General features: G+C 34.6%; 17 protein-coding genes, 2 tRNA genes, 1 pseudogene, 1 riboswitch and 1 other annotated feature. Of the genes and pseudogenes, 1 reads left to right on the forward strand and 19 read right to left on the reverse strand.

Features of this window, described 5'->3' with window-relative positions; all coding sequences use genetic code 11:
• Window positions 1-10 precede the first annotated feature (10 nt).
• The 13 genes and pseudogenes from yycF to hutH form a co-directional block, all read right to left on the reverse strand.
• Window positions 11-712 (reverse strand): response regulator YycF, encoded by a 702-nt coding sequence (yycF, locus tag ACJQQZ_RS08815; protein WP_002451565.1) that lies wholly within the window; start codon window positions 710-712, stop codon window positions 11-13.
• Between the two features lie 469 nt (window positions 713-1,181).
• A tRNA-Asp gene (locus tag ACJQQZ_RS08820) sits at window positions 1,182-1,254 on the reverse strand.
• Window positions 1,255-1,262: 8 nt separating this feature from the next.
• Window positions 1,263-1,337: transfer RNA gene (locus ACJQQZ_RS08825), tRNA-Glu, on the reverse strand.
• 205 nt (window positions 1,338-1,542) lie between these two features.
• A complete protein-coding gene (locus ACJQQZ_RS08830; protein ID WP_002451564.1) occupies window positions 1,543-2,826 on the reverse strand; it encodes an adenylosuccinate synthase in 1,284 nt (427 codons plus the stop codon).
• Window positions 2,827-3,111: 285 nt separating this feature from the next.
• The gene (gene dnaB, locus ACJQQZ_RS08835; RefSeq protein ID WP_002451563.1) at window positions 3,112-4,512 is read right to left on the reverse strand and encodes a replicative DNA helicase; all 1,401 of its coding nucleotides are present in this window, start codon (window positions 4,510-4,512) and stop codon (window positions 3,112-3,114) included.
• Window positions 4,513-4,543: 31 nt separating this feature from the next.
• The gene (rplI, locus tag ACJQQZ_RS08840; protein ID WP_002466410.1) at window positions 4,544-4,990 is read right to left on the reverse strand and encodes a 50S ribosomal protein L9; all 447 of its coding nucleotides are present in this window, start codon (window positions 4,988-4,990) and stop codon (window positions 4,544-4,546) included.
• Window positions 4,987-6,954 (reverse strand): DHH family phosphoesterase, encoded by a 1,968-nt coding sequence (locus ACJQQZ_RS08845; RefSeq protein ID WP_002451561.1) that lies wholly within the window; start codon window positions 6,952-6,954, stop codon window positions 4,987-4,989. Before ACJQQZ_RS08845 ends, rplI begins: the two co-directional genes overlap by 4 nt.
• A 14-nt stretch (window positions 6,955-6,968) precedes the next feature.
• Window positions 6,969-7,907, reverse strand: coding sequence for a YybS family protein (locus ACJQQZ_RS08850; protein ID WP_100066980.1), 939 nt, complete (start codon window positions 7,905-7,907; stop codon window positions 6,969-6,971).
• A gap of 545 nt (window positions 7,908-8,452) precedes the next feature.
• A complete protein-coding gene (metX, locus tag ACJQQZ_RS08855) occupies window positions 8,453-9,418 on the reverse strand; it encodes a homoserine O-acetyltransferase MetX (RefSeq protein ID WP_145506195.1) in 966 nt (321 codons plus the stop codon).
• A gap of 66 nt (window positions 9,419-9,484) precedes the next feature.
• A riboswitch (SAM riboswitch) is annotated at window positions 9,485-9,590 on the reverse strand.
• 102 nt (window positions 9,591-9,692) lie between these two features.
• A complete protein-coding gene (locus ACJQQZ_RS08860) occupies window positions 9,693-10,022 on the reverse strand; it encodes an AzlD domain-containing protein (protein ID WP_002451558.1) in 330 nt (109 codons plus the stop codon).
• Window positions 10,019-10,710, reverse strand: a pseudogene (locus tag ACJQQZ_RS08865) (AzlC family ABC transporter permease). Before ACJQQZ_RS08865 ends, ACJQQZ_RS08860 begins: the two are co-directional and overlap by 4 nt.
• Before the next feature lie 327 nt (window positions 10,711-11,037).
• Entirely contained in the window at window positions 11,038-12,324 is a 1,287-nt protein-coding gene (gene serS / locus ACJQQZ_RS08870) for a serine--tRNA ligase (RefSeq protein WP_107532863.1), read from the reverse strand.
• 83 nt (window positions 12,325-12,407) lie between these two features.
• Window positions 12,408-12,622 (reverse strand) — a binding site (T-box leader).
• Between the two features lie 83 nt (window positions 12,623-12,705).
• Window positions 12,706-14,205, reverse strand: a complete 1,500-nt coding sequence (hutH, locus tag ACJQQZ_RS08875) for a histidine ammonia-lyase (protein ID WP_075777917.1) — start codon at window positions 14,203-14,205, stop codon at window positions 12,706-12,708.
• A 333-nt stretch (window positions 14,206-14,538) separates the two neighbouring features.
• On the opposite strand from hutH, the gene ACJQQZ_RS08880 reads away from it, so the two are divergent.
• Entirely contained in the window at window positions 14,539-15,351 is an 813-nt protein-coding gene (locus ACJQQZ_RS08880; RefSeq protein ID WP_047210591.1) for an NAD(P)H-hydrate dehydratase, read from the forward strand.
• A 111-nt stretch (window positions 15,352-15,462) separates the two neighbouring features.
• On the opposite strand, the gene gyrA is transcribed toward ACJQQZ_RS08880, so the two are convergent.
• From gyrA to dnaA, 6 genes are all read right to left on the reverse strand, one after another.
• The gene (gene gyrA / locus ACJQQZ_RS08885) at window positions 15,463-18,141 is read right to left on the reverse strand and encodes a DNA gyrase subunit A (RefSeq protein WP_075777915.1); all 2,679 of its coding nucleotides are present in this window, start codon (window positions 18,139-18,141) and stop codon (window positions 15,463-15,465) included.
• A 36-nt stretch (window positions 18,142-18,177) separates the two neighbouring features.
• On the reverse strand, window positions 18,178-20,112 hold the full coding sequence (gene gyrB / locus ACJQQZ_RS08890; RefSeq protein WP_145506192.1) for a DNA topoisomerase (ATP-hydrolyzing) subunit B: 1,935 nt from the start codon (window positions 20,110-20,112) through the stop codon (window positions 18,178-18,180).
• 9 nt (window positions 20,113-20,121) lie between these two features.
• Window positions 20,122-21,237 carry a DNA replication/repair protein RecF gene (gene recF / locus ACJQQZ_RS08895; protein WP_049424843.1) on the reverse strand — a complete coding sequence of 372 codons (1,116 nt, stop codon included), beginning with the start codon at window positions 21,235-21,237 and terminating at the stop codon, window positions 20,122-20,124.
• Entirely contained in the window at window positions 21,234-21,479 is a 246-nt protein-coding gene (gene yaaA, locus ACJQQZ_RS08900) for a S4 domain-containing protein YaaA (protein WP_015364547.1), read from the reverse strand. The genes recF and yaaA overlap by 4 nt, the downstream gene beginning before the upstream one ends.
• Before the next feature lie 330 nt (window positions 21,480-21,809).
• Window positions 21,810-22,943 carry a DNA polymerase III subunit beta gene (gene dnaN / locus ACJQQZ_RS08905; RefSeq protein WP_002451549.1) on the reverse strand — a complete coding sequence of 378 codons (1,134 nt, stop codon included), beginning with the start codon at window positions 22,941-22,943 and terminating at the stop codon, window positions 21,810-21,812.
• 321 nt (window positions 22,944-23,264) lie between these two features.
• A complete protein-coding gene (dnaA, locus tag ACJQQZ_RS08910; RefSeq protein ID WP_002466368.1) occupies window positions 23,265-24,629 on the reverse strand; it encodes a chromosomal replication initiator protein DnaA in 1,365 nt (454 codons plus the stop codon).
• Window positions 24,630-25,313: the final 684 nt, after the last annotated feature.

The following is a 25,313-nucleotide window of genomic DNA, read 5'->3' on the forward strand; positions in this document are numbered from 1 at the left end:
AACTAAACCTCTAATCATGTTGTTGGAGAAAGTATCCAACGCCTCTACGTGTCACGATATATTCTGGGTGTGATGGATCGTCTTCGATTTTTTCACGCAAACGGCGAATCGTTACGTCTACAGTACGTACATCTCCAAAATAATCATAGCCCCACACAGTTTGTAGTAAATGTTCACGTGTCATTACTTGGCCCATATGTTTAGAAAGATAATGGAATAATTCAAATTCACGGTGTGTTAACTCAATGTCATCACCACGTTTTTTAATTGAATATGCATCTGGATAAATGACGATATCTTTAATAGAAATTTCATTTGTTGCGTCATTAACTTCTTGCGCTGGTTGAGAATAATGACGACGTAAGTTTGCTTTTACACGTGCAATTAATTCGCGTGTACTAAATGGTTTCGTCACATAGTCATCTGCACCTAATTCTAATCCTAAAACTTTATCAATTTCAGAATCTTTCGCAGTTAACATGATGATAGGCATTTCGAATTTTTTACGTACTTCACGACAGACTTCCATGCCGTCTCTACCAGGTAACATAATGTCTAATAATACGATGTCTGGTTCTTCCTCATAAATTAAATCTACAGCGTCGTTACCATCGTACGCACAAAATACATCGTATCCTTCTTTTTTAAGATTAAATTCTAAAATATCAGCAATTGGTTTTTCATCGTCGACTACCACAACTTTTCTAGCCATATATATAAACCTCATTTCTCAAAGTATAATTCTACCGTTCGACTTATCTTAATTCGTATCGATTGAGACCTTTCACGAGGCTCAAACGCATGTGCTTTTTTAACACAGTTACTACTATCTAATTTACCATTTATGAACGGTTAATTCTATTTTTGTATAAAAAATTATAGAATAATATTATATATAAGTTTACCACCAAAATTCTATATCACAAAATAAGTTGAATGCTTTCAGTAAGCTGAGAATTCAAAAGATATTAAATTCATAATTTTGTAATATTAAAATTTAGTATAAAACCGATTAATTCAATGTTTTTCATTTGCTTCTAACGATAATTAGGGAAATGTTAAGTTTCGATTGCCAAATGTCATCGACTTGTAAAATGAGGAATAATCATTAAATAAAGTAGCATTACTTTCGTTGATAATAAAAAGGCATAAAAAATGCCTACCCTCTTGGGTAGGCAATACGGTCTCGACGGGAATCGAACCCGCGATCTCCTGCGTGACAGGCAGGCGTGTTAACCGCTACACTACGAGACCTAAAAAATTGGTGACTCCTACGGGAATCGAACCCGTGTTACCGCCGTGAAAGGGCGGTGTCTTAACCGCTTGACCAAGGAGCCGTTCTTAAGCACAAGATAGATTATAGCACAGCCAATATTTGAATGACAAGATATTTTTTACATAATTTTAACATTATTTGTAATTAGGACTGAGACAGTAATCATAAAGCACCATTGATGCGTTATTTTGTAGTATATTCAAGCATTTTTCCCATAAAAAAACCGTTAAATGATTGTTACATCATTTAACGGCTATCGGTATTAATTACCATAATTTTTCTAATAAGTTTGTTTGTTCACGATCTGGACCTACTGAGAAGATTGAAATGCGTACGCCACATAATTCAGAAATACGTTCTAAATATTTGCGTGCATTTTCAGGAAGTTCTTCTAAAGTGCGGCAACCTGTAATATCTTCCGTCCAACCTGGTAATTCTTCGAAGATTGGTTTACAACGTTGTAATTGATCTAAGTTAGCTGGGTATTCAGTAATTTCTTTACCATCTAATTCATACGCTGTACAGATTTTAACTGTATCTAAACCTGTTAACACATCAATTGAGTTGATTGATAAGTCTGTAATACCACTTACACGGCGTGAATGACGTAATACTACTGAGTCGAACCAACCTACACGACGAGGACGACCAGTTGTTGTGCCGTATTCACGACCAACTTCTCTAATGTGATGACCATCTTCATCAAATAATTCTGTAGGGAATGGACCATCACCAACACGAGATGTATAAGCTTTACATACACCAATGACTTTAGATACGTATGTTGGACCTACACCAGTACCTACTGTAACGTTACCTGCTACTGGGTTACTTGAAGTGACGAATGGATATGTACCGTGATCGATGTCTAACATCACACCTTGGGCACCTTCGAATAGTACTTTTTCATCTGCAACAATTGCGTCGTCTAAGATTTTAGGTGTATCTGTAACAAATTCTCTTAAACGTTGACCTGCAGCATAATATTCTTCAAATATATCATCGAAGCTTGGACATGTTTCATTAAACATACCTTTGAAATATGCATTTTTATGTTCAATATTTTGTTTTAATAGTCTTTCGAATGTTTCTTTTTCGACTAAGTCTCCCATACGGATACCAATTCGTTGTGCTTTATCTACGTATGCTGGGCCGATACCTTTTTTAGTTGTACCGATTTTATTATCACCGCGAAGACGCTCTTCATACTCGTCTTGTGCAATATGATAAGGTAAAATCACTTGAGCACGGTTAGAAATACGTAAGTTATCTGTTGAAATACCACGTTCATTTAAACCGTCTAATTCTTTAAGTAATGCAACTGGATCAACTACCACACCATTACCAATAACTGCTAATTTGTCTTTATAGAAGATACCTGATGGTACTAAATGTAATTTATATGTTTCTCCACCAAATTGGATGGTATGTCCTGCATTATTACCACCTGAAAAACGTGCAATCACGTCTGCTTGTTCTGCTAAGAAATCTGTAATTTTACCTTTACCTTCGTCTCCCCATTGTGTCCCAACTACTACGATTGATGACATAAGAGCACCTCCAAATTTTTCTCATTTAACCATGAAGTATTTTACCAATATAGATACTATAATGCAAATAAAAATCGAACATTGATTTCGTACAATCAAATTCATCTATTTTTCTTTATAATGAAAGTTAAAAAGTACATAAAAGCTATCATGACGGTATTTAACATATTTATTCAAAAATTCAAGACACATACTTAGTGATTTTTAAATACCTTTATACAAAACAAAAACCGTACAATAAAACTGTAAAGTTATTTATTGTACGGTTTTTATATTTAAAATATTTTATGACATTTCTGCATGGGCATAATCTATATCAGTAAATTTGTTGTATTGTTTCATGAAGTGTAATTTCACAGTACCTGTCGGGCCGTTACGTTGCTTAGCGATGATAATTTCAATTTCACCATTATCATCATTAGTTTGTGGCTCAAAGCTTGAATCATCATCGTCATCCTCATCTTCGCCACGATTATAATAATCATCACGATATAAGAAGGCAACAATATCAGCATCTTGCTCGATAGATCCTGATTCACGGATGTCACTCATCATCGGACGTTTATCTTGTCGTTGTTCAACACCACGAGATAACTGACTCAGTGCGATGACAGGACATTCTAGCTCACGTGCAATAGCTTTAAGCGTACGTGAAATTTCAGATACTTCTTGTTGACGGTTATCTGAGAAACGTGAACCACTACCTTGAATTAATTGTAGATAGTCAATCACAATCATATCTAAACCATGCTCTTGTTTAAGTCGACGACATTTAGAACGTAAATCATTGATTCGTATACCTGGCGTATCATCAATAAATATTTTTGTTCGAGATAGTTTACCAACTGCAATCGTGAATCGGTTCCAATCCTCTTCGGTCATTGTACCGGTTCTTAATCGGTTTGAGTCAACGTTACCTGAACTACATATCATACGTGTTGCTAATTGGTCTGCACCCATCTCAAGAGAGAAGATACCTACTGTATATAAATCTTCATGTGTTGCTACCTTTTGGGCAATATTAAGTGCGAAGGCAGTCTTACCAACAGATGGTCGTGCAGCTAAAATGATTAAGTCGTTTCGGTTAAAACCTGCTGTCATTTGGTCTAAATCTCTATAACCTGTTGGAATACCCGGTGTTTGACCACTATTTTGATCGAGTTCCTCTGCAGTTTCATAAACTTGTCCTAACACGTCTCGAATATCTTTAAAACCATCGCTCTCACGTGTTGATGATAGCTCTAATATACGTCGTTCTGCATCACTCAAGATCGTATCTAATTCTAACTCATCATTGTATCCGTCATTGGCGATACTATCTGCAGTCTGAATCAACTTACGTTTAAGCGCATGCTTAAATACGATATCAGTATAATATTGAACGTTTCTTGTTGTAGGGACATTGGTAGATAATTCTGCAAGATATTGCGGGCCCCCCGCTTCACTCAAGCTTCCTTCAGTCGTTAATTGATCCATTAACGTCACTACATCAATTTCTTTATTATCTTCATTTAAGTGCATCATCGCACGGAAAATATGTTGATGGGCGCCTCTATAAAATGACTCAGGAAGTAACACTTCCTGAGTTGTATTAATTAATTCCGGATCAATAATAATGGCACCTAAGACAGATTGTTCGGCTTCATTGCTATGTGGCATTTGATTTTGCTCGTACATACTATCCATTATTGATTACACCTCTATTTTCAATCCATCTTTATTGTTCTACTGTATGCACACGAATAGTACCTTCAACTTCTTTATCTAATTTAACAGGTACGTTTGTATAACCTAATGTGTGGATACCTTGTGGTAAATCCATTTTACGTTTATCTAATTTAATGTCATGTTGATCTTTAAGGGCTTGGGCAATTTGTTTCGTACTTACTGAACCAAATAATTTACCGCCTTCACCTGTTTTAGCAGATACTTCAACTTCGATGTTAGCTAATTTTTCTTTTAATGCTTTAGCATCATCAATTTCTTGTTGTCTGTCTGCTTCAGCACGTTTATTTTGTTGTTCTAATTGTTTTAAGTTACCAGGTGTTGCTTCTACAGCATAATTATTTTTTAATAAGAAGTTATTTGCATAACCTACTGGCACATCTTTAACTTCGCCTTTTTTACCTTTACCTTTAACATCTTGTGTGAAAATTACTTTCATGCGTCTTCACTCCTACTCATTTGTTCTGTTATTGCTTGTTGTAATTGTACAATGGCGTCTTCCACTGAGACACCTTTTAATTGTGTCGCTGCATTCGTCAAGTGACCACCGCCACCTAGGGCTTCCATTGTTAATTGTACATTAACTGATCCTAATGAACGGGCTGAGATACCGACTAGGTTATCTTCACGTTTGGCAACGACATATGAAGCTTCTATACCTTCTAAACTTAACAACTCATCTGCTGCTTGTGCAACTGTAACAGGATGATAAATTTTATCATCTGAGCCATGTGCAATCGCAACACCGTTATCTTGTACTTCGACTGTTCTAATTAATTCAGAACGGTTAATATACGTATCCACATCATCCTTTAAGAAGTGTTGTGTAAGAATAGTATCGGCACCATGTGCTCGTAAATAACTTGCGGCATCGAACGTTCTTGAACCCGTACGTAATGTGAAGTTTCTTGTATCAACAATAATACCTGCATACATAACAGTAGATTCAAGACGTGTTAAACGCTGTTCAGTTGGTTGATATTCTAGCAACTCTGTGACAAGTTCGGCTGTTGAACTTGCATAAGGTTCCATATAAACCAGTAGTGGATTTGAGATAAAGCTTTCACCACGTCTATGATGGTCAATTACCACTTTACGATTTGCTTTGTTTAAGACATTTTCATCTAATACCATTTCTGGTTTATGCGTATCAACGACAACAACCGTTGTTTTAGATGTCATCATATCCCATGCATCGTCAGATGTAATAAATCGTTCTTTAAGTTCTGGTTTCTTATCAATTTCATCCATGACACGACGTAATGTTGGATCGATATCAGATTCATTCAACACAACATATGCTTCTAGATTATTCATTAAAGCGAATCTAGACACACCGATGGCTGCACCAATGGCATCTAAGTCAGGTCGTTTATGTCCCATTACGATGACTTTATCGCCTTCAGTTAAGATATCTTTTAATGCGTGTGAGATAACACGTGCTCTTACACGTGTACGTTTTTCCATAGGGTCAGTCTTACCACCGTAGAAACGTACGTTGCCGTTCATATTTTTAATAGCGACTTGGTCACCACCACGACCTAGTGCTAAGTCTAGACCTGATTGTGATAATTCACCTAAGTCGATAAGATTTTCAGTACCTTCACCGACACCAATACTTAATGTCAATTGTGCTCGGTAACCAACACTTTTCTCACGTAACTGACTTAAAATATTGAAATTTGAGTCTTCGATTTCCGCTAAGATCTTTTGATTTAAATAGGCTACGAATTGGTCTGAATTATAACGTTTGAAATAAATATTATATTCTGATGCCCAACGACTAATCACACGTGTAACCATTGAGTTAATTTCAGAACGTTGTGTGTCATTCATGTTTTGCGTAATTTCATCGTAGTTATCTAAGAATAATGTTGCAATAATGGGTTTTGAATCTTCATATAATTGGTTCGTTTGCACTTCATCTGTAATATCGAAGAAGTATAAGCAATGTTCATTGCTTGAATAACGTACTCTATAATGATAATTTTCATGTTCAATCTCTACTTCTTGAACTTTCTCCAATTGCTTTAAGATATTTGGAAATATTTCGTTTACCGATTCTGAAATAACATTAGTTGTTAAATGTTCAGACATAAATTGGTTAACCCATTCAATATGGTCGTTCTCATCTAACACAATCATCCCGATCGGTAAGTGTTTAATCGCCTTATTACTACTTGTTGTAATATGACCACTTAAACCATCCACATAACTGTCCATTTTCATAAAAGCTTGTCTTAGCAAGAATCCACTAGCAATAATCATTACTAGTAATATTCCTGCAGCTATGCCTGCCACGATTTGGTTAAATATAAACCAAACGATGACTAATGCTATAGCAGTCAGTACCATTATAATAAATGGTATGAGCAAAGCTTTTTTAGTGGATTGACGGTTCATTCTTCCACCTCTCATCACTTTTTATTATTATTGTTCATTAGTTGTTTTAAATTGATACATAAATCGATGACACCTAATAACCCTACAATATGAGTCATTGGTGTTAATAATGTCCCTATAACCATTAATATGATAGTTACTACATTCGGTAGTCGCTTCGCTTTTCCGAAGAAATGTATCACGCTCATCCCTTGAATGTACATCACTAATGATAACACAACTTCAAAGTTTAATACGATACTCTGGAACGTACTTGGTTGGGTTGCAAACATTACACAAAGTAAATCAATAATATAGATTGTTAATAGTGTACGATTCATTTGCCAAGCGAATAGTGGTTTGAATATTGGCGTAGCTACTTTGAATTTGCGCAGGATTGGAAATGTTATGATCAGATTAATTAAAACGAAAAGAAAAACGATAATAATGAGATAACTAGGGAGTTGGACCGTCATTTGGCGGATACTTTCTTCAAGCATCTGTCTGTAATCAGCATCTGCTCCACTTGTTAATAACATGTTATGAACGGTTTCTTTAACAGGGTTAACTAATGCGGCTGCTCTTGGGATTTTATCAAATACTTGTAATAACATGAATCCTATCAATGTCATTAAACTTAGAGATACCGTTGTTACATATAAAATTCTTTCTTTTGTTGCTCTTTCCTTAAGTAATTGTCCAATGATTAAACTCGTTAAAATCACTAAAACCATTATACTTAAGACGAATGTATTACCTAATAATGTTGTAATTATAACTGTTACTAAGGCACTAATTCCAAATGACTGAATAGATTTGTTCCATAATACGACACCTGGGATTGTTGCAAATAAACATAAAATTAAGCCGAGAATAGGTAATACATGTGTTACTAAAGCGACTATCACTAATGCTAATGTACCTATAATAGTTGCTTTAGGTTGTATTTTTGAAAACACACACGCCACTCCCATACTTTTTTTGACTATAATTACCATTTTAACCTCTTTGAAAAAAATAAACAATAAAATACTACTGGTATTTATGTCGGTCAATTCCAGCAGTACTTTAGAGAGAAATAATCTATAGTTTTTACAAATTTTTAATTAAAATTCATTACGATAAACCTTTTAAAAGCAAGCATAGTAATATGAAAATCAAATCATTATTAAAAGTAGAATTGGAAATATGGCAATTAAATTAATTAGATTAATAAAACTACTTTTTAAAACAAATTCTTTCTTAGTTAATAAATACATAATTAATGAAAATATAAGTAAAACACAACTAATAAATAGGAAATATCTACATATATCTAATCCCTTTTCAGATAGATTATTGAAGTTGAATATTATTAATGATGCTATAACTATATAATTCAATGCATTTAATATAATTATCAATTGTTTCATCTCATAGTCACCTATTTAATTTCTCGATTTGTATTCTCTTTATATACTATACTTTTAAAATCGATATTCAACCTTATAAAATTAACGTTAGAACATGGTTTTAGTCATTATCGTCGAATATGTTTCGCATTTAAAAAGTGATATAAATTAGGTGCCCAATCTTCAAAATTAAGTAAGAAACCATCGTGCCCCACATTATCTGGTACAAAAAAGTGTCGATGATATTTAAAACGTTGCCCTGTCGCTAATACTTGATCATCTGGATACAACAAATCATCTATGAATCCCATCGTTAATACCTTTGTGTCTAATGAGTTAAATACCTCATCAACATCATCTCTACCTCTATCAATATTATGACTATCTAAGACGTCCAGCAGTGTTAAATAACATGATAAATCAAATGATTCTTTGAACTTATTACCTTGATATTGTTGATAACTAACTACCTCTTCAGGCGTGAAGCGTTGCTCATAACTTTTAGAAGAACGATAAGTTAAAAATCCTAATTGTCGGGCAATACTTAAACCTTCTTTACCTCCGATATGAATCGCTTGTCTAGCAATCTCATTAAAGGCACAACTGTACGATGATGTTTTATCTGTAGCAGCAAGTATGACCGCTTTATCCACTTGGAATCGTCGGTTATAAAGTAATTCTAGTGCTTGCATACCTCCTAGACTACCACCGATTAAAATATCTATTTTATTAAATCCTAGTGCTTCTATCCCCTTCTCAAGTGCACGTACGATATCTCTTAATGTTAAATGATCTGGAAAATGTGGATCATTATGCTTTGAACTTGAACCAAATGGACTCCCTATCACGTTGAATGTTAAAAATTGATAATCATTAATAGGCATATATCCGCCATCAATAATTTCACGCCACCAACCTGGATGTTCATCTGTACCATATGTAAGATGATTGCCAGTTAGTGCATGGCAAACTAATGCTAATGGTTGTCCAGGATAACCTACATGTTCATATTTTAATTTTAAGTTTTGTATCGTTTCTCCAGACTCTGTCGTGAATTGGCCTAATTCTAATGTATCAACTGTATAATTCGACATATATGAATCCATCCTCCTTTAAATAAAAAAAGCTTCTTACTCTATGAAAAGTAAGAAGCGGTTCAGTACTTATCATTCGAGTGCTCGTTGGTTTTAGCACCGTACTCGTATTCTTTGTAGCCGGTTGCTGAAGCGTCTATGGGCCAAGTCCCTCAACTTCTCTGAATAAGATTTTATGATTAAGTTTTGAATAAATACATTAATTATCTAAATTTTCTAACTACTTGAATTTTAACTAACTCCATCACGAAATTCAATATGTAGACCTTGATTTCTATAGAAAGAATCTCAACAGAGCGATAAATGCAATACCACCTAAAATCGTCCAGGTTAGACTTCTCGTATAGATGGCTAATAATATAGTTGGTATTAATGCAATAATGAATGGCACATTGAGTGTATAGCCTACACTACCCTCATGTTGTTGAATCAAACCGTCCAAGACGAGCGCTGTAAAAAGTGTAATTGGAATAAAGGATAACCATCGAATCAAAACGTCAGGTAAATTCACTCGTGAAATCATCATAAATGGAATCACTCTAACTAAAATCGTAACAATACCACATAGAATAATAATGATTAACATATGTTGATCTGTCATCATCTGTCCATCACCACCCCTAATGTAGAAGCGACAACCGCAGATATAATAATCGCTACATATGAAGGCATAACAAAGCTTAACGTTAACATCATCACAATGACACATAGAATAAGCACAAGATAGATGTTGATCTTAGACTTTTTAACAGATTCAAATTGAGCAATACCTAAAAATACAAACATAGCCGTAATCGCAAAATCTAATCCTAACATCTCTGGATTCGAAATATATTTGCCGAATATAACATCAACTACACAAGAAAAGGTCCAAAACAAATATGCTGTAATGTTTAAACCATGCAACCAACGATCGTTAATTGGCTCACCTTTTAAATAAGGTGTGATGGCTACACCAAATGTTTCATCGGTCACTAAAGAACCAAGTCCAATTCGATTCCATAAACTATAAGACTTAAAATTAGGTGCTAACGTCATACTTAATAAAAACATACGTGAATTAACAATAAACGTTGTCAACACTATCGCTGTTATGGTGTTCCAGCTATGACTAACGCACATATAATAAATTGCGCCGCACCAGCATAAATAATTAAACAAAGTAATATAATTTCTAATAAACTAAACTTTTGAGATGCAGCAACAATACCGAATGAAATACCAACACCTGCATATCCTAATAATGTTGGAATACATTCTTTAACACCTTGTCTAAATGTGAGATGGGTCATCTTGCCTCCCCTTTCTAGTACCAAATGCATTTACGTTTAAATAATAAACTCAAGTCTAATATACAATGATGAAAACGGCAATCACTTTAGACGTCGGTATGTGTGACGTAAGACAACCCTCTGTTTAAAAACGTCGCAACTAAAGCGTTTATAATATGACAGAATTTTCCGTAAACAATTAGACGTCCCCTCTATTTTTGCATCTAAATTTTACTTAATGACCCTCCCCTACCCTCTTACTTTTGATTATTCGCATAAAAAATACGCGGCAATGATGGCTCTTCATTACCGCGCATTGTATAGCTATTTATTCGCTAACAATCTAAATTATTTAGTTGGCTTTTGAATATGAGTTTTACCACCCATGAATGGTACTAAGGCTTCAGGGATTGTTACTGTACCATCTTCATTTTGGTAGTTCTCAACGATTGCTGCGAATGTACGACCTACAGCTAAACCACTACCGTTTAACGTATGCGCTAATTCAGGTTTAGCTGCATTATCACGTTTGAAACGGATATTGGCACGTCGTGCTTGGAAGTCAGTACAGTTTGAACATGAACTGATTTCTTTGTAGTCGTTATAGCTTGGTAACCATACTTCTAAGTCGTATGTTTTACTAGCACTGAAACCAATGTCTCCAGTACATAAGATAACACGACGATATGGTAATCCTAATTCTTCTAAGATCGCTTCAGCGTTTGTAGTCATTTCTTCTAAAGCATCCCAAGAATCTTCAGGTTTTTCAAAGCGTACCATTTCAACTTTGTCGAATTGGTGTAAACGAATTAAACCTCTTGTATCTCTACCAGCTGAACCCGCTTCACTACGGAAACATGCAGATTGTCCAGTGAATTTTTCAGGTAAGACACCTGGTTGGATGATTTCACCACGATAGAAGTTTGTTAAAGGTACTTCAGCAGTTGGAATTGTATATAATCCTTCTTTTTCCACTTTAAATAAATCTTCTTCGAATTTAGGTAATTGACCAGTACCATACATTGTATCAGCGTTAACTAATTGAGGTACCATCATTTCAGTGTAACCATGTTGTGTTGTATGTTTCGTAATCATGTAGTTCATTAATGCACGTTCTAATTGTGCACCGTCTCTTGTTAGATAAACGAAACGTGCACCAGAAATTTTAGCGGCACGATCGAAGTCAGCCATTTTAAGATCTTCTACGATATCCCAGTGTGCTTTCGCTTCGAAATCAAATTCACGTGGTGTACCCCACTTTTTAACTTCGATATTTTCTTCATCTGAAGCACCTTGTGGCACATCGTCATTGATAAGGTTTGGAATACGACATAGAATGTCTGTCATTTTATTATCAATTTCATTTAATTGTGTATCATATTCTTTAATGTCATCACCTAATTGACGCATTTCAGCAATAACATCATCAGCATTTTCTTTATTACGTTTTTTCTGAGCGATTTCTTCACTTACTTTATTACGTTTCGCTTTCATCTCTTCTGTCTTGCTTATTAATGTACGACGCTTTTCATCTAATTCTAATACCTCATCGACTACTTTAGGGTCGTCTCCTCTTAATTCAATTTTGCTCTTAACTTTGTCTGGCTCTGTTCTAAAAAGTTTAATATCTAACATGAAACCTTCATCCTTTCCCATAAAAAATATATATTTAGCATGCCAACTATGTATATAAAAGCATACAAAAAGACCACGCCCCGACAAGGGACGTGGTCTACGCGTTGCCACCCTATTTAACAAACAAAGCAAACACTTAATAAAATGTTACTTCATTTGCACTTAACTAAAATAACGGTTATTCGCCGATTGCTCACTAAATGTAGGTAGATTCACATTAAAGTGGATTACTTGTTCTCACTAACCACAAGCTCTCTGAAATCCATCAATAATACTACTTGGCCTACGAACAATGTTTTATTAACTTACTCACAATATAGCAAAGTTTTTTGTAATTTTCAAGTTATTTTAAAATTCAATCATTTTCATTTTATGAATGTCTTAATGATACGCACTATCCTTTAAGTACTGTGCTACGGCTTCTATATCCTTATGGAATTGTCTATCTTGTTTGATAGATGGCACAATGTTTCTAAATTCGTCATATTTGTCTCGTGTTTTAGGTGATAGTTGATTAACCCCTTTTAACTCAACTGCTTGTAACGCAATAATACATTCAATCGCAATAACTCGTCGTGCATTTTCAATCATTTGATAACCATGTCTTGAAGCAATTGTACCCATAGATACATGATCTTCTTGGTTAGCTGAAGATGGTATAGAATCTACACTCGCTGGATGTGCAAGTGTTTTATTCTCAGATACTAGACTCGCTGCTGCATATTGCATAATCATCGCGCCACTTTGTAAACCAGGTTCTGGACTTAAGAATGCAGGTAGACCGTTATTCAATTGTGGATTCACGAGTCGTTCCACACGTCGTTCTGAAACATTCGCTAATTCACTGACACCTAATTTCAAATGATCAAGCGCAAAGGCGATGGGTTGTCCATGAAAGTTACCACCAGATATAACTGTTGTTTCACCATCTTCATCAAAGATAAGTGGATTATCATTTGAAGCATTCATTTCAAACTCTAACTTCTCTTTTACGTAGTTAAACACTTGATAACTAGCACCGTGGATTTGTGGAATACAACGTAAAGAGTAAGCATCTTGAACACGAATCTCAGCTTGTCTTGTTGTTAACTTTGAATCTTCTAACCAATCACGCATACGTGCTGCGACATCTACTTGTTCTTGACTGTTTCTAACTGCATGCACTCTATGATCATATGCATCAACAATACCATTTAACGCTTGATGCGTGAGCGCCGCAATCCACTCTGCTTGGTAACCTAGGTCTTCCGCTTCAATATAGTTAATGACCCCTTGAGCAGTCATAGCCTGTGTGCCGTTAATTAATGCTAATCCTTCTTTAGCTTGTAAATGTAATGGTGCTCTTCCTAATTCATTTAAGACATAACGACTATCAACTTCTTCGTTTTTAAAGTAAACAAGCCCTTCACCAATAAGTGCTAAAGCTAAATGAGATAATGGTGCTAAATCCCCTGATGCACCGAGTGAGCCTTGTTGAGGAATCACAGGTATAATACGCTCATTAATGAAATATTTGAGCTGATCGACCAATTCTAACGTTACACCTGAATTTCCTTTTAATAATGTATTAAGACGTAAAATCATCATCACGAGTGATACTTCTTCAGAAAATGGTTCGCCCATCCCACAAGCGTGTGAACGTATTAAATTAACTTGTAAGTCATTATATTGAGTCGAATCAATACGCACATCACTAAATAAACCAAACCCTGTAGTGATCCCATAAATGGTTTCTTTATCATTAATAATTCTTTCTACTACACTTCTACTTTTTTTAACTCTTTCTAATGCTTCCTCAGTGATTTCAATTTTTAAATCTTGGTGTAATAATTGTTTAATATCCTCAATCGTTAAAGCATCTCCATTTAAAAATAAAGTCATAGAAACAGCTCCCCTTTATGTAGAATTAAAACTTCCATTATCAAAAAGTATACGTTTTCATTTTTATATAAACAATACTTTTTACAATTTTTATAATACATTAACAATTTAATTATTTAATACACTAAAATATTGTCACTGTTATATTAGGTTTCTATATCGTTACATTTCTTAAATTTCTATTGACGAAAGTGTATTACAGGTATAGTATTCATAATTGTATTTAAAAGCACACGCATCGTTGTGACTTATATTCAATATAAAATGAATCATTGAACATAGACCGGTCAGTATAATAGAAATAGATAATCCGGTAAAAGGAGGTTTAGGTAGATGGAAACTTTAGATACTATTAATATCCCTAAAAGAAAAGAAGAGTCTCATAAAGGTGATTACGGTAAAATCCTATTAATTGGTGGATCTGCTAATTTAGGTGGTGCAATCATGTTAGCAGCACGTGCATGTGTATTTAGTGGTAGTGGTTTAATTACTGTAGCAACACACCCAACTAATCATGCTGCATTACATTCTCGATGCCCGGAAGCAATGGTTATCGATATTAACGATACAAAGATGCTTACTAAAATGATTGAAATGACAGACAGTATCTTAATTGGACCTGGACTTGGTGTAGACTTTAAAGGAAATAATGCCATTACTTTCTTATTGCAGAACATCCAACCTCATCAGAATTTAATAGTAGACGGTGATGCTATTACGATTTTTAGTAAACTTAAACCTCAACTGCCTTCATGTCGAGTAATTTTTACGCCACATCAAAAAGAGTGGGAACGTTTAAGTGGTATCCCTATTGAAGAACAAACATATGAGCGTAATCGTGAAGCGGTAGATCGTATTGGCGCGACAGTTGTTCTTAAAAAACATGGTACAGAGATTTACTTTAGAAACGAAGATTATAAACTATCTATCGGTAGCCCAGCTATGGCAACTGGTGGTATGGGTGATACTTTAGCAGGTATGATTACTAGCTTCGTAGGTCAATTTGATAGTATTAAAGAAGCGGTAATGAGCGCCACATATACACATAGTTATATCGGAGAAAAGCTTTCTGAAACGATGTATGTCGTACCTCCATCACGTTTAATCAATGAAATTCCATTCGCAATGAAACAATTAGAAGAATAGCTTATATAGGGAATATGGTCACATTTAACAGTCGCCATATCCCTTTTTATTAGATAAAAATAAGACTCCCCTGGTGATAGGGGAGTCTTATTTTTTACTTTATATTATTGTTTATTCATCTTCATTATTGTCTGAATCATTTTCGATATCTTCATTTACGCGATCCATAAAGTCTTGTCTTACATCGATTCGTTCATCGCCATCTTGATTGTCTTCTGAACCTTGTTCTTCATCAGTAACTTCAGTTTGAATCGCTTTGCCTGGTGCGCCACCTTCAATAACTTCTTCGCTATTAGACTCACCTTGAGCATTATCACTTTCAATATCTGATTCTGCTTCATCAGCGTCATCTTCTTGTTTTACTTTAGCTACTGTTGAAACAAATTGGTCATCACCTAGACGCATAAGTCGAACACCTTGTGCAGAACGACCATTTTGTGAGATGTCATGTACATCTAGACGTATAATCACACCTGCATTCGTTACAACCATTAAGTCTTCTTCACCTGTAACAGTTGTAATACATACGATGTTACCATTACGTTCTGTAATCGTTGCCGTCTTAATACCTTTACCGCCACGATTTGATAATCGGTAATCAGCAACTGGTGTACGTTTACCGTATCCATTTTCAGTAACAACTAATACTTCATCTTCACTATTCGCATGTGCGACGTCTAAACCGACTACTTCATCACCTTCACGTAATGTGATACCTTTCACACCTGCTGCTGTACGGCCAAGTGGACGTAATGCTTTTTCAGAGAATCTAATCAATGAAGCATGTGCAGTACCAATAAGGATATCTTCTTCACCATCGGTTAGTCTAACTGCAATTAACTCATCATCTTCTTTAAAGTTAATCGCAATTTTACCATTCTTATTAATTCGAGAGAAGTTACTTAATGATGATCGTTTAACGATACCTTTACGTGTTGCAAATACTAGGTAATCGTCTTCACTTTCAAGGTCTTTAACAGCAATCATTGTGCTAATACTTTCATCATTTTCAAGTTCAATCGCATTAACAATTGGGATACCTTTGGATTGACGAGATAATTCTGGTACTTCGTAACCTTTAAGTTTGTATACGCGACCTTTATTCGTAAAGAATAAAACGTTGTCGTGTGTACTTAAAGTAACTAATTGACTCACAAAGTCTTCTTCTAATGTATTCATACCTTGTACACCACGACCACCACGGTTTTGTGCACGATATGTAGATACTGGAAGACGTTTAATATAATTGTTATGACTTAATGTAATTACAATTTGTTCTTCTGGGATTAAATCTTCATCTTCTAAATCATCTAATCCGCCAAGTTGAATTTCTGTACGACGTTCGTCGCCATAACGTTCTTTAATTTCCGTTAATTCATCACGAACTAATTGTAGTAATACTTCTTCATCCGCTAAAATCGCTTCTAATTCATCAATATAAGCTAATAATTCGTTATATTCTGATTCAATTTTGTCTCTTTCTAAACCAGTTAAACGTCTTAAACGCATATCTAAGATAGCTTGTGCTTGTCTTTCAGATAACTTGAAGCGTTCTTGTAAGCTTTCCATTGCCACTTTATCTGTTTCAGATTCACGAATCGTACTAATGATTTCATCAATATGATCAAGTGCAATTCTTAAACCTTCTAAGATGTGGGCACGGTCTTTTGCTTTTCTTAAATTGTATTCTGTACGTCTACGTACAACCGTTTTTTGGTGTTCTAAGTAATGGACTAATGCTTCTTTAAGATTAATTAACTTAGGTCTGCCATTGACTAAGGCAATCATATTTACACCAAATGATGTTTGTAATGGTGTTTGTTTATATAAGTTATTTAAGATAACACTTGCGTTAGCATCCTTACGAATATCAATAACAACTCTTACACCCGTACGTAAACTTGTTTCATCACGTAAGTCAGTAATACCATCAATTTTTTTATCACGTACAAGTTCAGCAATTTTTTCAATCATACGTGCTTTGTTAACTTGGAATGGAATTTCTGTAACAACAATACGTTGACGACCACCGCCACGTTCTTCTATTTCAGCACGTGAGCGCATTTGTACAGAACCTCTACCTGTTTCATAAGCACGTCTAATACCACTTTTACCTAAGATAAGACCAGCAGTTGGAAAATCTGGACCTTGAATATCTTCCATTAATTCACTGATTGAGATGTCTGGATTCTTACTTAAACTAAGCACACCATCAATCACCTCTGTCAAATTATGAGGTGGTATGTTAGTCGCCATACCTACGGCGATACCTGCCGCACCATTAACTAATAAGTTAGGGAAACGTGCAGGTAAGACTGCCGGCTCTCTTTCATTACCATCATAGTTATCGATAAAATCAATTGTATCTTTATTGATATCACGTAGTAATTCTAGCGTAATTTTAGTCATACGCGCTTCGGTATAACGCATGGCAGCTGCGCCATCACCATCCATGGAACCAAAGTTACCTTGTCCATCCACAAGTGGATAACGATAACTGAATTCTTGTGCCATTCTTACCATAGCCTCGTAAATAGATGAGTCACCATGTGGGTGATATTTACCCATAACATCCCCAACGATACGTGCGGATTTTTTATATGGCTTATCTGGAGTCATACCTTGCTCATTTAATCCATACAGTATACGACGATGTACTGGTTTCAATCCATCTCTGACGTCTGGTAATGCACGAGAAACGATAACACTCATTGCATAGTCTAGGAATGATTCGCGCATTTCATTGGTTATATTTCGTTCATTAATTCTTGATTGAGGTAATTCAGCCATCAAGAGATCCTCCTTCAAAAGTTCAGTTCATAGTGCTTAGAAATCTAGGTTGGCATAGACCGCGTTATCTTCAATAAATTGTCTACGGTTTTCAACAACATCACCCATTAACATTTCAAATGTTTGGTCGGCATCAATTGCATCTTCTAATGTTACTTGTAACATTGAACGGTGTTCAGGATTCATCGTTGTTTCCCATAATTGATCGGCATTCATTTCACCAAGACCTTTATAACGGGCAATAGACCATTTAGGTGTTGGATTTAATTCTGCTTTTAATTTATCTAATTCTCTATCGTTGAAGACATAGTATTTTTGTTTACCTTGCGTTAATTTGTATAACGGTGGTTGGGCAATATATACATATCCCGCTTCAATTAGCGGTCTCATGAAACGATAGAAGAATGTTAATAATAATGTTCTAATATGAGCACCATCAACATCGGCATCTGTCATAATTACAATTTTATGATATCGTGCTTTACTAATATCAAATTCTCCGCCAATACCAGTACCAAATGCTGTGATCATAGAACGAATTTCATTGTTATTTAAAATACGATCTAGACGTGCTTTTTCAACATTAAGAATCTTACCTCTCAATGGTAAAATTGCCTGTGTACTTGAGTCACGGCCTGATTTAGTAGACCCACCGGCAGAGTCCCCTTCGACTAAGAATATTTCACTTTCTTCAGGGTTTTTACTAGAGCAGTCAGCAAGTTTACCAGGTAAACTTGAAATCTCTAATGCTGATTTACGACGTGTCACTTCACGTGCTTTCTTTGCAGCTACACGTGCGCGAGATGCCATAATACCTTTTTCAACAATAATTCTACCAACGCTAGGGTTTTCATATAAGAAACGTTCAAAGTGTTCAGAGAATAATTTATCTACAACTTGTCGTACTTCAGAGTTTCCTAATTTTGTTTTCGTTTGACCTTCGAATTGAGGATCACCATGTTTGATAGAAATAATAGCTGTTAAACCTTCACGTGTATCTTCACCTGAAAGTCTATCTTTATCTTCTTTGATTATTTTACTGTTCATACCATAACTATTTAACACACGCGTTAACGCACGTTTAAAGCCATCTTCATGCGTACCACCTTCATACGTGTGGATATTGTTGGCATATGTTAATAAATTCGTTGAATAGCCTTTATTATATTGGATCGCAATTTCAACTTCGATATCATCTTTAGATTGGTGAATGTAAATAGGTTCGCCATGGATAGGTTCTTTATTTTCATTCAACATTTCTACATAAGACTTAATCCCACCCTCATAGTGATAAGAATCTTGTCTGATATCATCTTCGTCTCGCTCATCAGTTAAAGTGATTTGAATACCTTTGTTCAAGAATGCTAACTCACGAATACGTTGTTGTAATGTTTCATAGTTGTAAACTGTTGTTTCGGTAAAGATACTGCTATCTGCTTTAAAACGTATTGCTGTACCCGTCTTATCTGTGCTACCAATTTCTTTTAAGTCAAATTGAGGTACACCTTTTTTATAGGCTTGGTGATAAATCGTATTGTTACGGTGTACGTATACTTCTAAATCTTCTGATAGGGCGTTAACAACAGATGAACCTACACCATGTAGACCACCTGATACTTTGTATCCGCCGCCACCGAATTTACCTCCGGCGTGAAGTACAGTTAAAATAACCTCAACTGCTGGACGTCCCATTTTTTCTTGAATATCTACTGGGATACCACGACCATTGTCAGTAACTTTAATCCAATTATCTTTTTCAATTGTTACGTTAATTTCGTCAGCATAGCCTGCTAATGCTTCGTCAATACTATTATCAACAATTTCCCATACTAAATGGTGCAAGCCTCTTTCTGAAGTTGAACCGATATACATACCAGGTCGTTTACGGACCGCTTCTAGTCCTTCTAATACTTGTATCTGCCCAGCACCATAATTATCTGTGTTGTTTACATCTGACAATGTATTCACCATCACTTTCTGTTACTTTATAATTTCACCTTGATTTATACGGTATAACTTAGCATTATTCATAATTTCATGATCAATACCGTCTACGGATGTCGTAGTTACAAATGTCTGTACTTTATGTTGAATTGTACTCAATAAGTGCGTTTGACGTGAGTCATCTAATTCACTCAACACATCATCTAGTAATAAAATTGGATATTCTCCAACTTCTATATTCATTAGTTCAATTTCAGCTAACTTAATCGACAATGCGGTTGTTCTCTGTTGACCTTGTGAACCATAAGTTTGCGCATCCATGCCGTTAACGTTAAAACCTAAGTCGTCACGATGTGGTCCAAAGAGACACACACCACGGTCTTTTTCTCTTTGAAGATTGTCATTAAGTAATGTCAGAATCTCTTCTAACATTTCTGATTCTGATTGATCCTGATGACTGAATTTCAAACTTGGTAAATACTTAAGCGCCAATGCTTCACGCTCATTCGTAATGCCTGCATGAATAGGTTGAGCTAATTGTTCTAGTTCTTTAATAAAATGTTCACGACGCAACGTCACCTTTAACGCATATTCAGCAAATTGTTGATTTAAGACTTCCAGCATAGTGGTGTCAGTCTTATTACCAATTTGTAGCTGTTTTAGGTAGTTATTCTTTTGTTTTAAAATACGTTGATATTGAGAAAGGTCGTTCAAATAGACAGCTGATATTTGTCCTAACTCCATGTCTATAAAACGACGGCGTATTAGAGGTGATCCTTTCACGATATTCAAATCTTCCGGCGCAAAAAGAACCACGTTTAGATGTCCGATATATTGTGTTAGCCTACTTTGCTCTAGGTGATTGACCTTCACTTGCTTACCTCTTTTAGTAATGAACATCGTCAGTGGCATTGTGCCATGTCTATAGTTTAGCTCACCTTCTATTTTAGCATACTCAGAATCAAAACGTATGAGTTCCTTATCATTAGAAGTTCTGTGGCTTTTTGCCAAAGCTAAAGTGTAAATTGATTCAAGGAGATTCGTCTTTCCTTGTGCATTCTCACCTATGAGAATATTCACTTCAGGATGACAATCGATTGTAACCTGTTCATAGTTACGATAGTTTTCCAATTGGAGTGTATTTAATTTCATTGTTCACCTTGGTGAATGATTAAAAAAGCACCCGTATCTTCAGGCAATTCAGGTATATCGATACGATCATGGTGTTCTAATTTTTTGCCACGTCTAACTTCACGTTGACCATTAATTAAAACCTCGAAATCTTGTAGGAACCATTTCGCTTGGCCACCTGATTCAATAATACCTTCTGTTTTCAGAAATTGACCTAAAGTAATGTCACCTTCTACAACAACTTCTTGAATCAAATTCATCACTCCATTTCTTTTTATGTCATTAATATATTATACCTGTTTTGCGCTCAAATTTCATGTGAAACAAAGAATGTAAACGTTTACTTATAGTGATAATTTCTCTATTTTAAATTTCAATGCTATTTTACTTACGTTTTTGGAGTTGTATTAACGTCATTTTAATTTTAAAGGGCATATTAGCTTATTTTTCTATAAAACGATGAATTCCTCCTAAAAATAATTTCTTACGCTTAAACAAAGGCTCACACACTTTAAAATGAACTTTAAATAAAAAATAGCTGAGACATTTTATCTTGTCTCAGCTATTATTCGTTTTCGCTTTTTAAGTCATGATTAGTACGTACGGATTGGCAAGATTAATTGAGTAACTGAATCATCGTCTTTAGGTTTTAAAATGAACGGTTTCATCGTACCAAAGAATTCGACTTCGACTTCGTCATTATCAATCGCTTTTAATGCATCCATCATATATTTTGAGTTGAATGAAATTTTAAGATTGCCGCCTTCTACATCAGTTGCTGTTACTTCTTCTTTTACAGTACCAATCTCAGGAGATGTTGATGATAGTTCAACAACTTCATTACCAGTGCTTAATTTGATGACATTATTACCGCCTTCTCTAGCCAATAATGATGCACGATCAATCGCATGGTAAAACTCACCATTGTTAATTCCTAATTTGATTTCATAATTCTCAGGGAATAAACGCGTTGTATCTGGATAATGACCTTCTAATAAACGAGAAATGAAATTAACATGACCTACTCTAAATAATACTTGGTTAGATGCGAAGAAAATATCAATATCTTCATCACTATCGCTCATAATTTTATTTAATTCAGATAAAGCTTTACCAGGAATGATGACATTTTTATTTTCAGATGTATCTTCTAATTTTAACTTTCTTACAGCCAAGCGGTGTGAGTCAGTTGCTGTGCATATTAATTCATTATCTTGTATAAGCCAATTCACACCAGTTAATACTGGGCGTGTTTCTGAGGTGGACACTGCAAAATTAGTTTGTGCAATGATGTTTTTTAATACTTTTACAGATAATTGAATAGCGTCATCTCTTGATACTTCTGGTAATAGTGGATATTGATCTGGATCTAAACCACTTAAGTTGAATTCAGAATGACCAGATGTAATGAGTGTTTGGAATTGCTCATTAGTAGATAATTTAACATCTTTACCTGGCAATTTTTTAATAATATCAACGAAGAAACGACCAGGAAGTACAACTGATCCTGTTTCTGAGATATCAACAATATCTTCACCATCTATTTGTTTTGGTATTGAGATTTCAATTGAGATTTCAGAATCTGATCCAGTTAAAATGACTTCATTTTCTTTAGCGTCAATTTTAATACCAGTAAGAATTGGTAAAGTTGTTCTAGGTGAAATAGCTTTTAATGTATCGTTTAGTTGATTAATAAAATAATCTCTTTTAATAGTGAATTCCATCATTAAAATTTAAACTCCTTCCAGTCGTTTATATATAATTATATAGGTTTTAAATTCATAGTAATAGTAGTAGGGCCTGTGAATTAGTGGATAAGTGACAATAAGTCTGGCATATCAGAGTTATGCACATGTGGATAAAGTGTGTATACTGTGTACACCTTTTCAACATTGTCCACAATCCACAACTTGATTATCTTTTCTAGAATAATAAAACGACAACAAAATGACATGCGCTTTTCGATGTGATTATTCCCTTTTATAATCAAATTTAATCTTCAATTCGAACTGTACTATAACAGTTTAATTTTTTAAATTATTTCCCAACTATTGGTTTCTGATTTCTTTTTCTAAATTTTCCACTTCTTGTTTAAAAGTAGGATCTGCTTTAATATCATTTACAATTTTTTCGTGAGCATGAATGACGGTTGTATGATCACGTCCACCAAACTCTTCACCAATTTTAGGTAATGAAAAATCTGTAAGTTCACGTGAAAGATACATCGCTATTTGTCGTGGATAGGCAATAGATTTTGTACGCTTTTTGGCACTAAAGTCCTCTATGCGAACATTGTAGTATTGTCCAACGACTTTTTGTATATCTTGAATAGTAATCTTTTTAGATTTAGGTGCTTGTATAATATCTTTTAAAGCTTCCGCAGCTAATTCAGTCGTGATAGGTTTACCTTGTAATTGTGAATATGCTAGTAAACGTGTTAAAGCACCTTCAAGTTCACGAATATTGGATTGAATTTGATTTGCAATGTAGTTTAATGATTCCATTGGTATATCTAAATTCTCTTCTTCAATCTTTTTCTGTAAAATAGCCATTCTTGTTTCATAATCTGGTGGTGTAATATCCACGATTAAGCCCCATTCAAAGCGAGAACGGAGTCGATCTGACAATTTAGAGATCTCTTTTGGTGGACGGTCACTAGAAATAACAATTTGTTTATTATTGTTATGCAGTTCATTAAAAGTATGGAAGAATTCTTCTTGTGTTTGTTCCTTATTTTGAATGAACTGTATATCATCGATTAGTAAAACGTCGATATTACGGTATTTCTCTCTAAATGCATCACCTTGGTTATCACGAATTGACTTAATAAATTCGTTTGTAAACTTTTCACTAGATGTATAAATCACATTAGCATTAGGATTATTATCCAAAACATGATGTCCAATGGCATGCATTAGATGGGTTTTTCCTAATCCAACTCCACCATAAATAAATAATGGATTGTATGCTTCGGCTGGTGCTTCTGCTACTGCTAAACTCGCAGCATGTGGAAAACGGTTGCCTGGTCCGATTACAAATGTGTCAAATGTATTGTGTGTATTAAATTGTTCAATACCACCTGGATTATCGACATTCTGATGTTGATGCGTTTCTGGAGTTGCAGGTTCTTCAGGTTGTTTTTGATCGGTCTTCATATATTTTGACAGTTCTTCTTCAGTTATAAAACGAGGTTTGACTTCATAACCAATCACTTCATATATGATGCTTTGCATAATCTCACTATATTTTTGATTGAGCCAATTCGCATTGAAAGATTCACTGACTAATACGATGGCTTTATCATTTTGGAGTGAATAGAGTTGCGTATCTTTTACGAAAGTATCAAAACTAATTTTTGAAATTCGTTCTTTGGCGAGGTCTAATACTTTTTCCCAAATTTCTTTTTCAGACATAAATAACTCCATCTTTCTCAAAATTTTTTAGTTATACACAAAAATAACACCCGTGGATAAAAATAATCACAGCATGTTAATAATTATCCACAAGTTAATCACAGACAGTGGATAATTTAAAGCACACTATGATTTATGCACAGCTAATTTGTATATAAATCTAATAAATAAATCCTTATAAAATCAATGATTAAACGACTTATCCACACAATTATACTTTTTCAGTAATATAGATGTCAAATGACTGTGAATATGTTCGTAAAAGATGTGAAAACTTGTGAATATCAACGTAATTGTCCACAAATTAAATAAGATTCTTTGTTGATAAGTGGATAACTTCGCACAATATTCATAATCGTTTAAAAACGGGGAGTATAACAGTTTGGGAAATAATTTATAAAGCTGTATGAAAAAATGAATATATAATATAACGATAGGTAAAATGGGGATGGTTGGTTTGATAGTAATATGGAAGAATCAATTTAAAATGAGCTTGCTTTATAAGTAGTAATTTGTTATATTGTAGTAGTTGCTTGAAATATGACTAGATAATAAGTATATTAAACAAAGAATTTCTTATAGCAGTCAGTTAATAAGAGGAATCTCTTATGTATAAGTTTGTTGCTATTATATTAATAGTTACACACTTTAACAATTATCTATCTATAAATTTAACAGGGCTTT

The sequence above is a fragment of the Staphylococcus sp. KUGN1 genome (assembly GCF_045984185.1).
Taxonomy (GTDB): Bacteria; Bacillota; Bacilli; order Staphylococcales; family Staphylococcaceae; genus Staphylococcus; species Staphylococcus warneri_A.

Excerpts from the sequence above, each read along its gene's own strand:
- yycF (WP_002451565.1), bottom strand. The coding sequence starts at position 712 with ATGGCTAGAAAAGTTGTGGTAGTCGACGATGAAAAACCAATTGCTGAT.
- ACJQQZ_RS08830 (WP_002451564.1), bottom strand. The coding sequence starts at position 2,826 with ATGTCATCAATCGTAGTAGTTGGGACACAATGGGGAGACGAAGGTAAA.
- dnaB (WP_002451563.1), bottom strand. The coding sequence starts at position 4,512 with ATGGATAGTATGTACGAGCAAAATCAAATGCCACATAGCAATGAAGCC.
- rplI (WP_002466410.1), bottom strand. The coding sequence starts at position 4,990 with ATGAAAGTAATTTTCACACAAGATGTTAAAGGTAAAGGTAAAAAAGGC.
- ACJQQZ_RS08845 (WP_002451561.1), bottom strand. The coding sequence starts at position 6,954 with ATGAACCGTCAATCCACTAAAAAAGCTTTGCTCATACCATTTATTATA.
- ACJQQZ_RS08850 (WP_100066980.1), bottom strand. The coding sequence starts at position 7,907 with ATGGGAGTGGCGTGTGTGTTTTCAAAAATACAACCTAAAGCAACTATT.
- metX (WP_145506195.1), bottom strand. The coding sequence starts at position 9,418 with ATGTCGAATTATACAGTTGATACATTAGAATTAGGCCAATTCACGACA.
- ACJQQZ_RS08860 (WP_002451558.1), bottom strand. The coding sequence starts at position 10,022 with ATGATGACAGATCAACATATGTTAATCATTATTATTCTATGTGGTATT.
- serS (WP_107532863.1), bottom strand. The coding sequence starts at position 12,324 with ATGTTAGATATTAAACTTTTTAGAACAGAGCCAGACAAAGTTAAGAGC.
- hutH (WP_075777917.1), bottom strand. The coding sequence starts at position 14,205 with ATGACTTTATTTTTAAATGGAGATGCTTTAACGATTGAGGATATTAAA.
- ACJQQZ_RS08880 (WP_047210591.1), top strand. The coding sequence starts at position 14,539 with ATGGAAACTTTAGATACTATTAATATCCCTAAAAGAAAAGAAGAGTCT.
- gyrA (WP_075777915.1), bottom strand. The coding sequence starts at position 18,141 with ATGGCTGAATTACCTCAATCAAGAATTAATGAACGAAATATAACCAAT.
- gyrB (WP_145506192.1), bottom strand. The coding sequence starts at position 20,112 with ATGGTGAATACATTGTCAGATGTAAACAACACAGATAATTATGGTGCT.
- recF (WP_049424843.1), bottom strand. The coding sequence starts at position 21,237 with ATGAAATTAAATACACTCCAATTGGAAAACTATCGTAACTATGAACAG.
- dnaN (WP_002451549.1), bottom strand. The coding sequence starts at position 22,943 with ATGATGGAATTCACTATTAAAAGAGATTATTTTATTAATCAACTAAAC.
- dnaA (WP_002466368.1), bottom strand. The coding sequence starts at position 24,629 with ATGTCTGAAAAAGAAATTTGGGAAAAAGTATTAGACCTCGCCAAAGAA.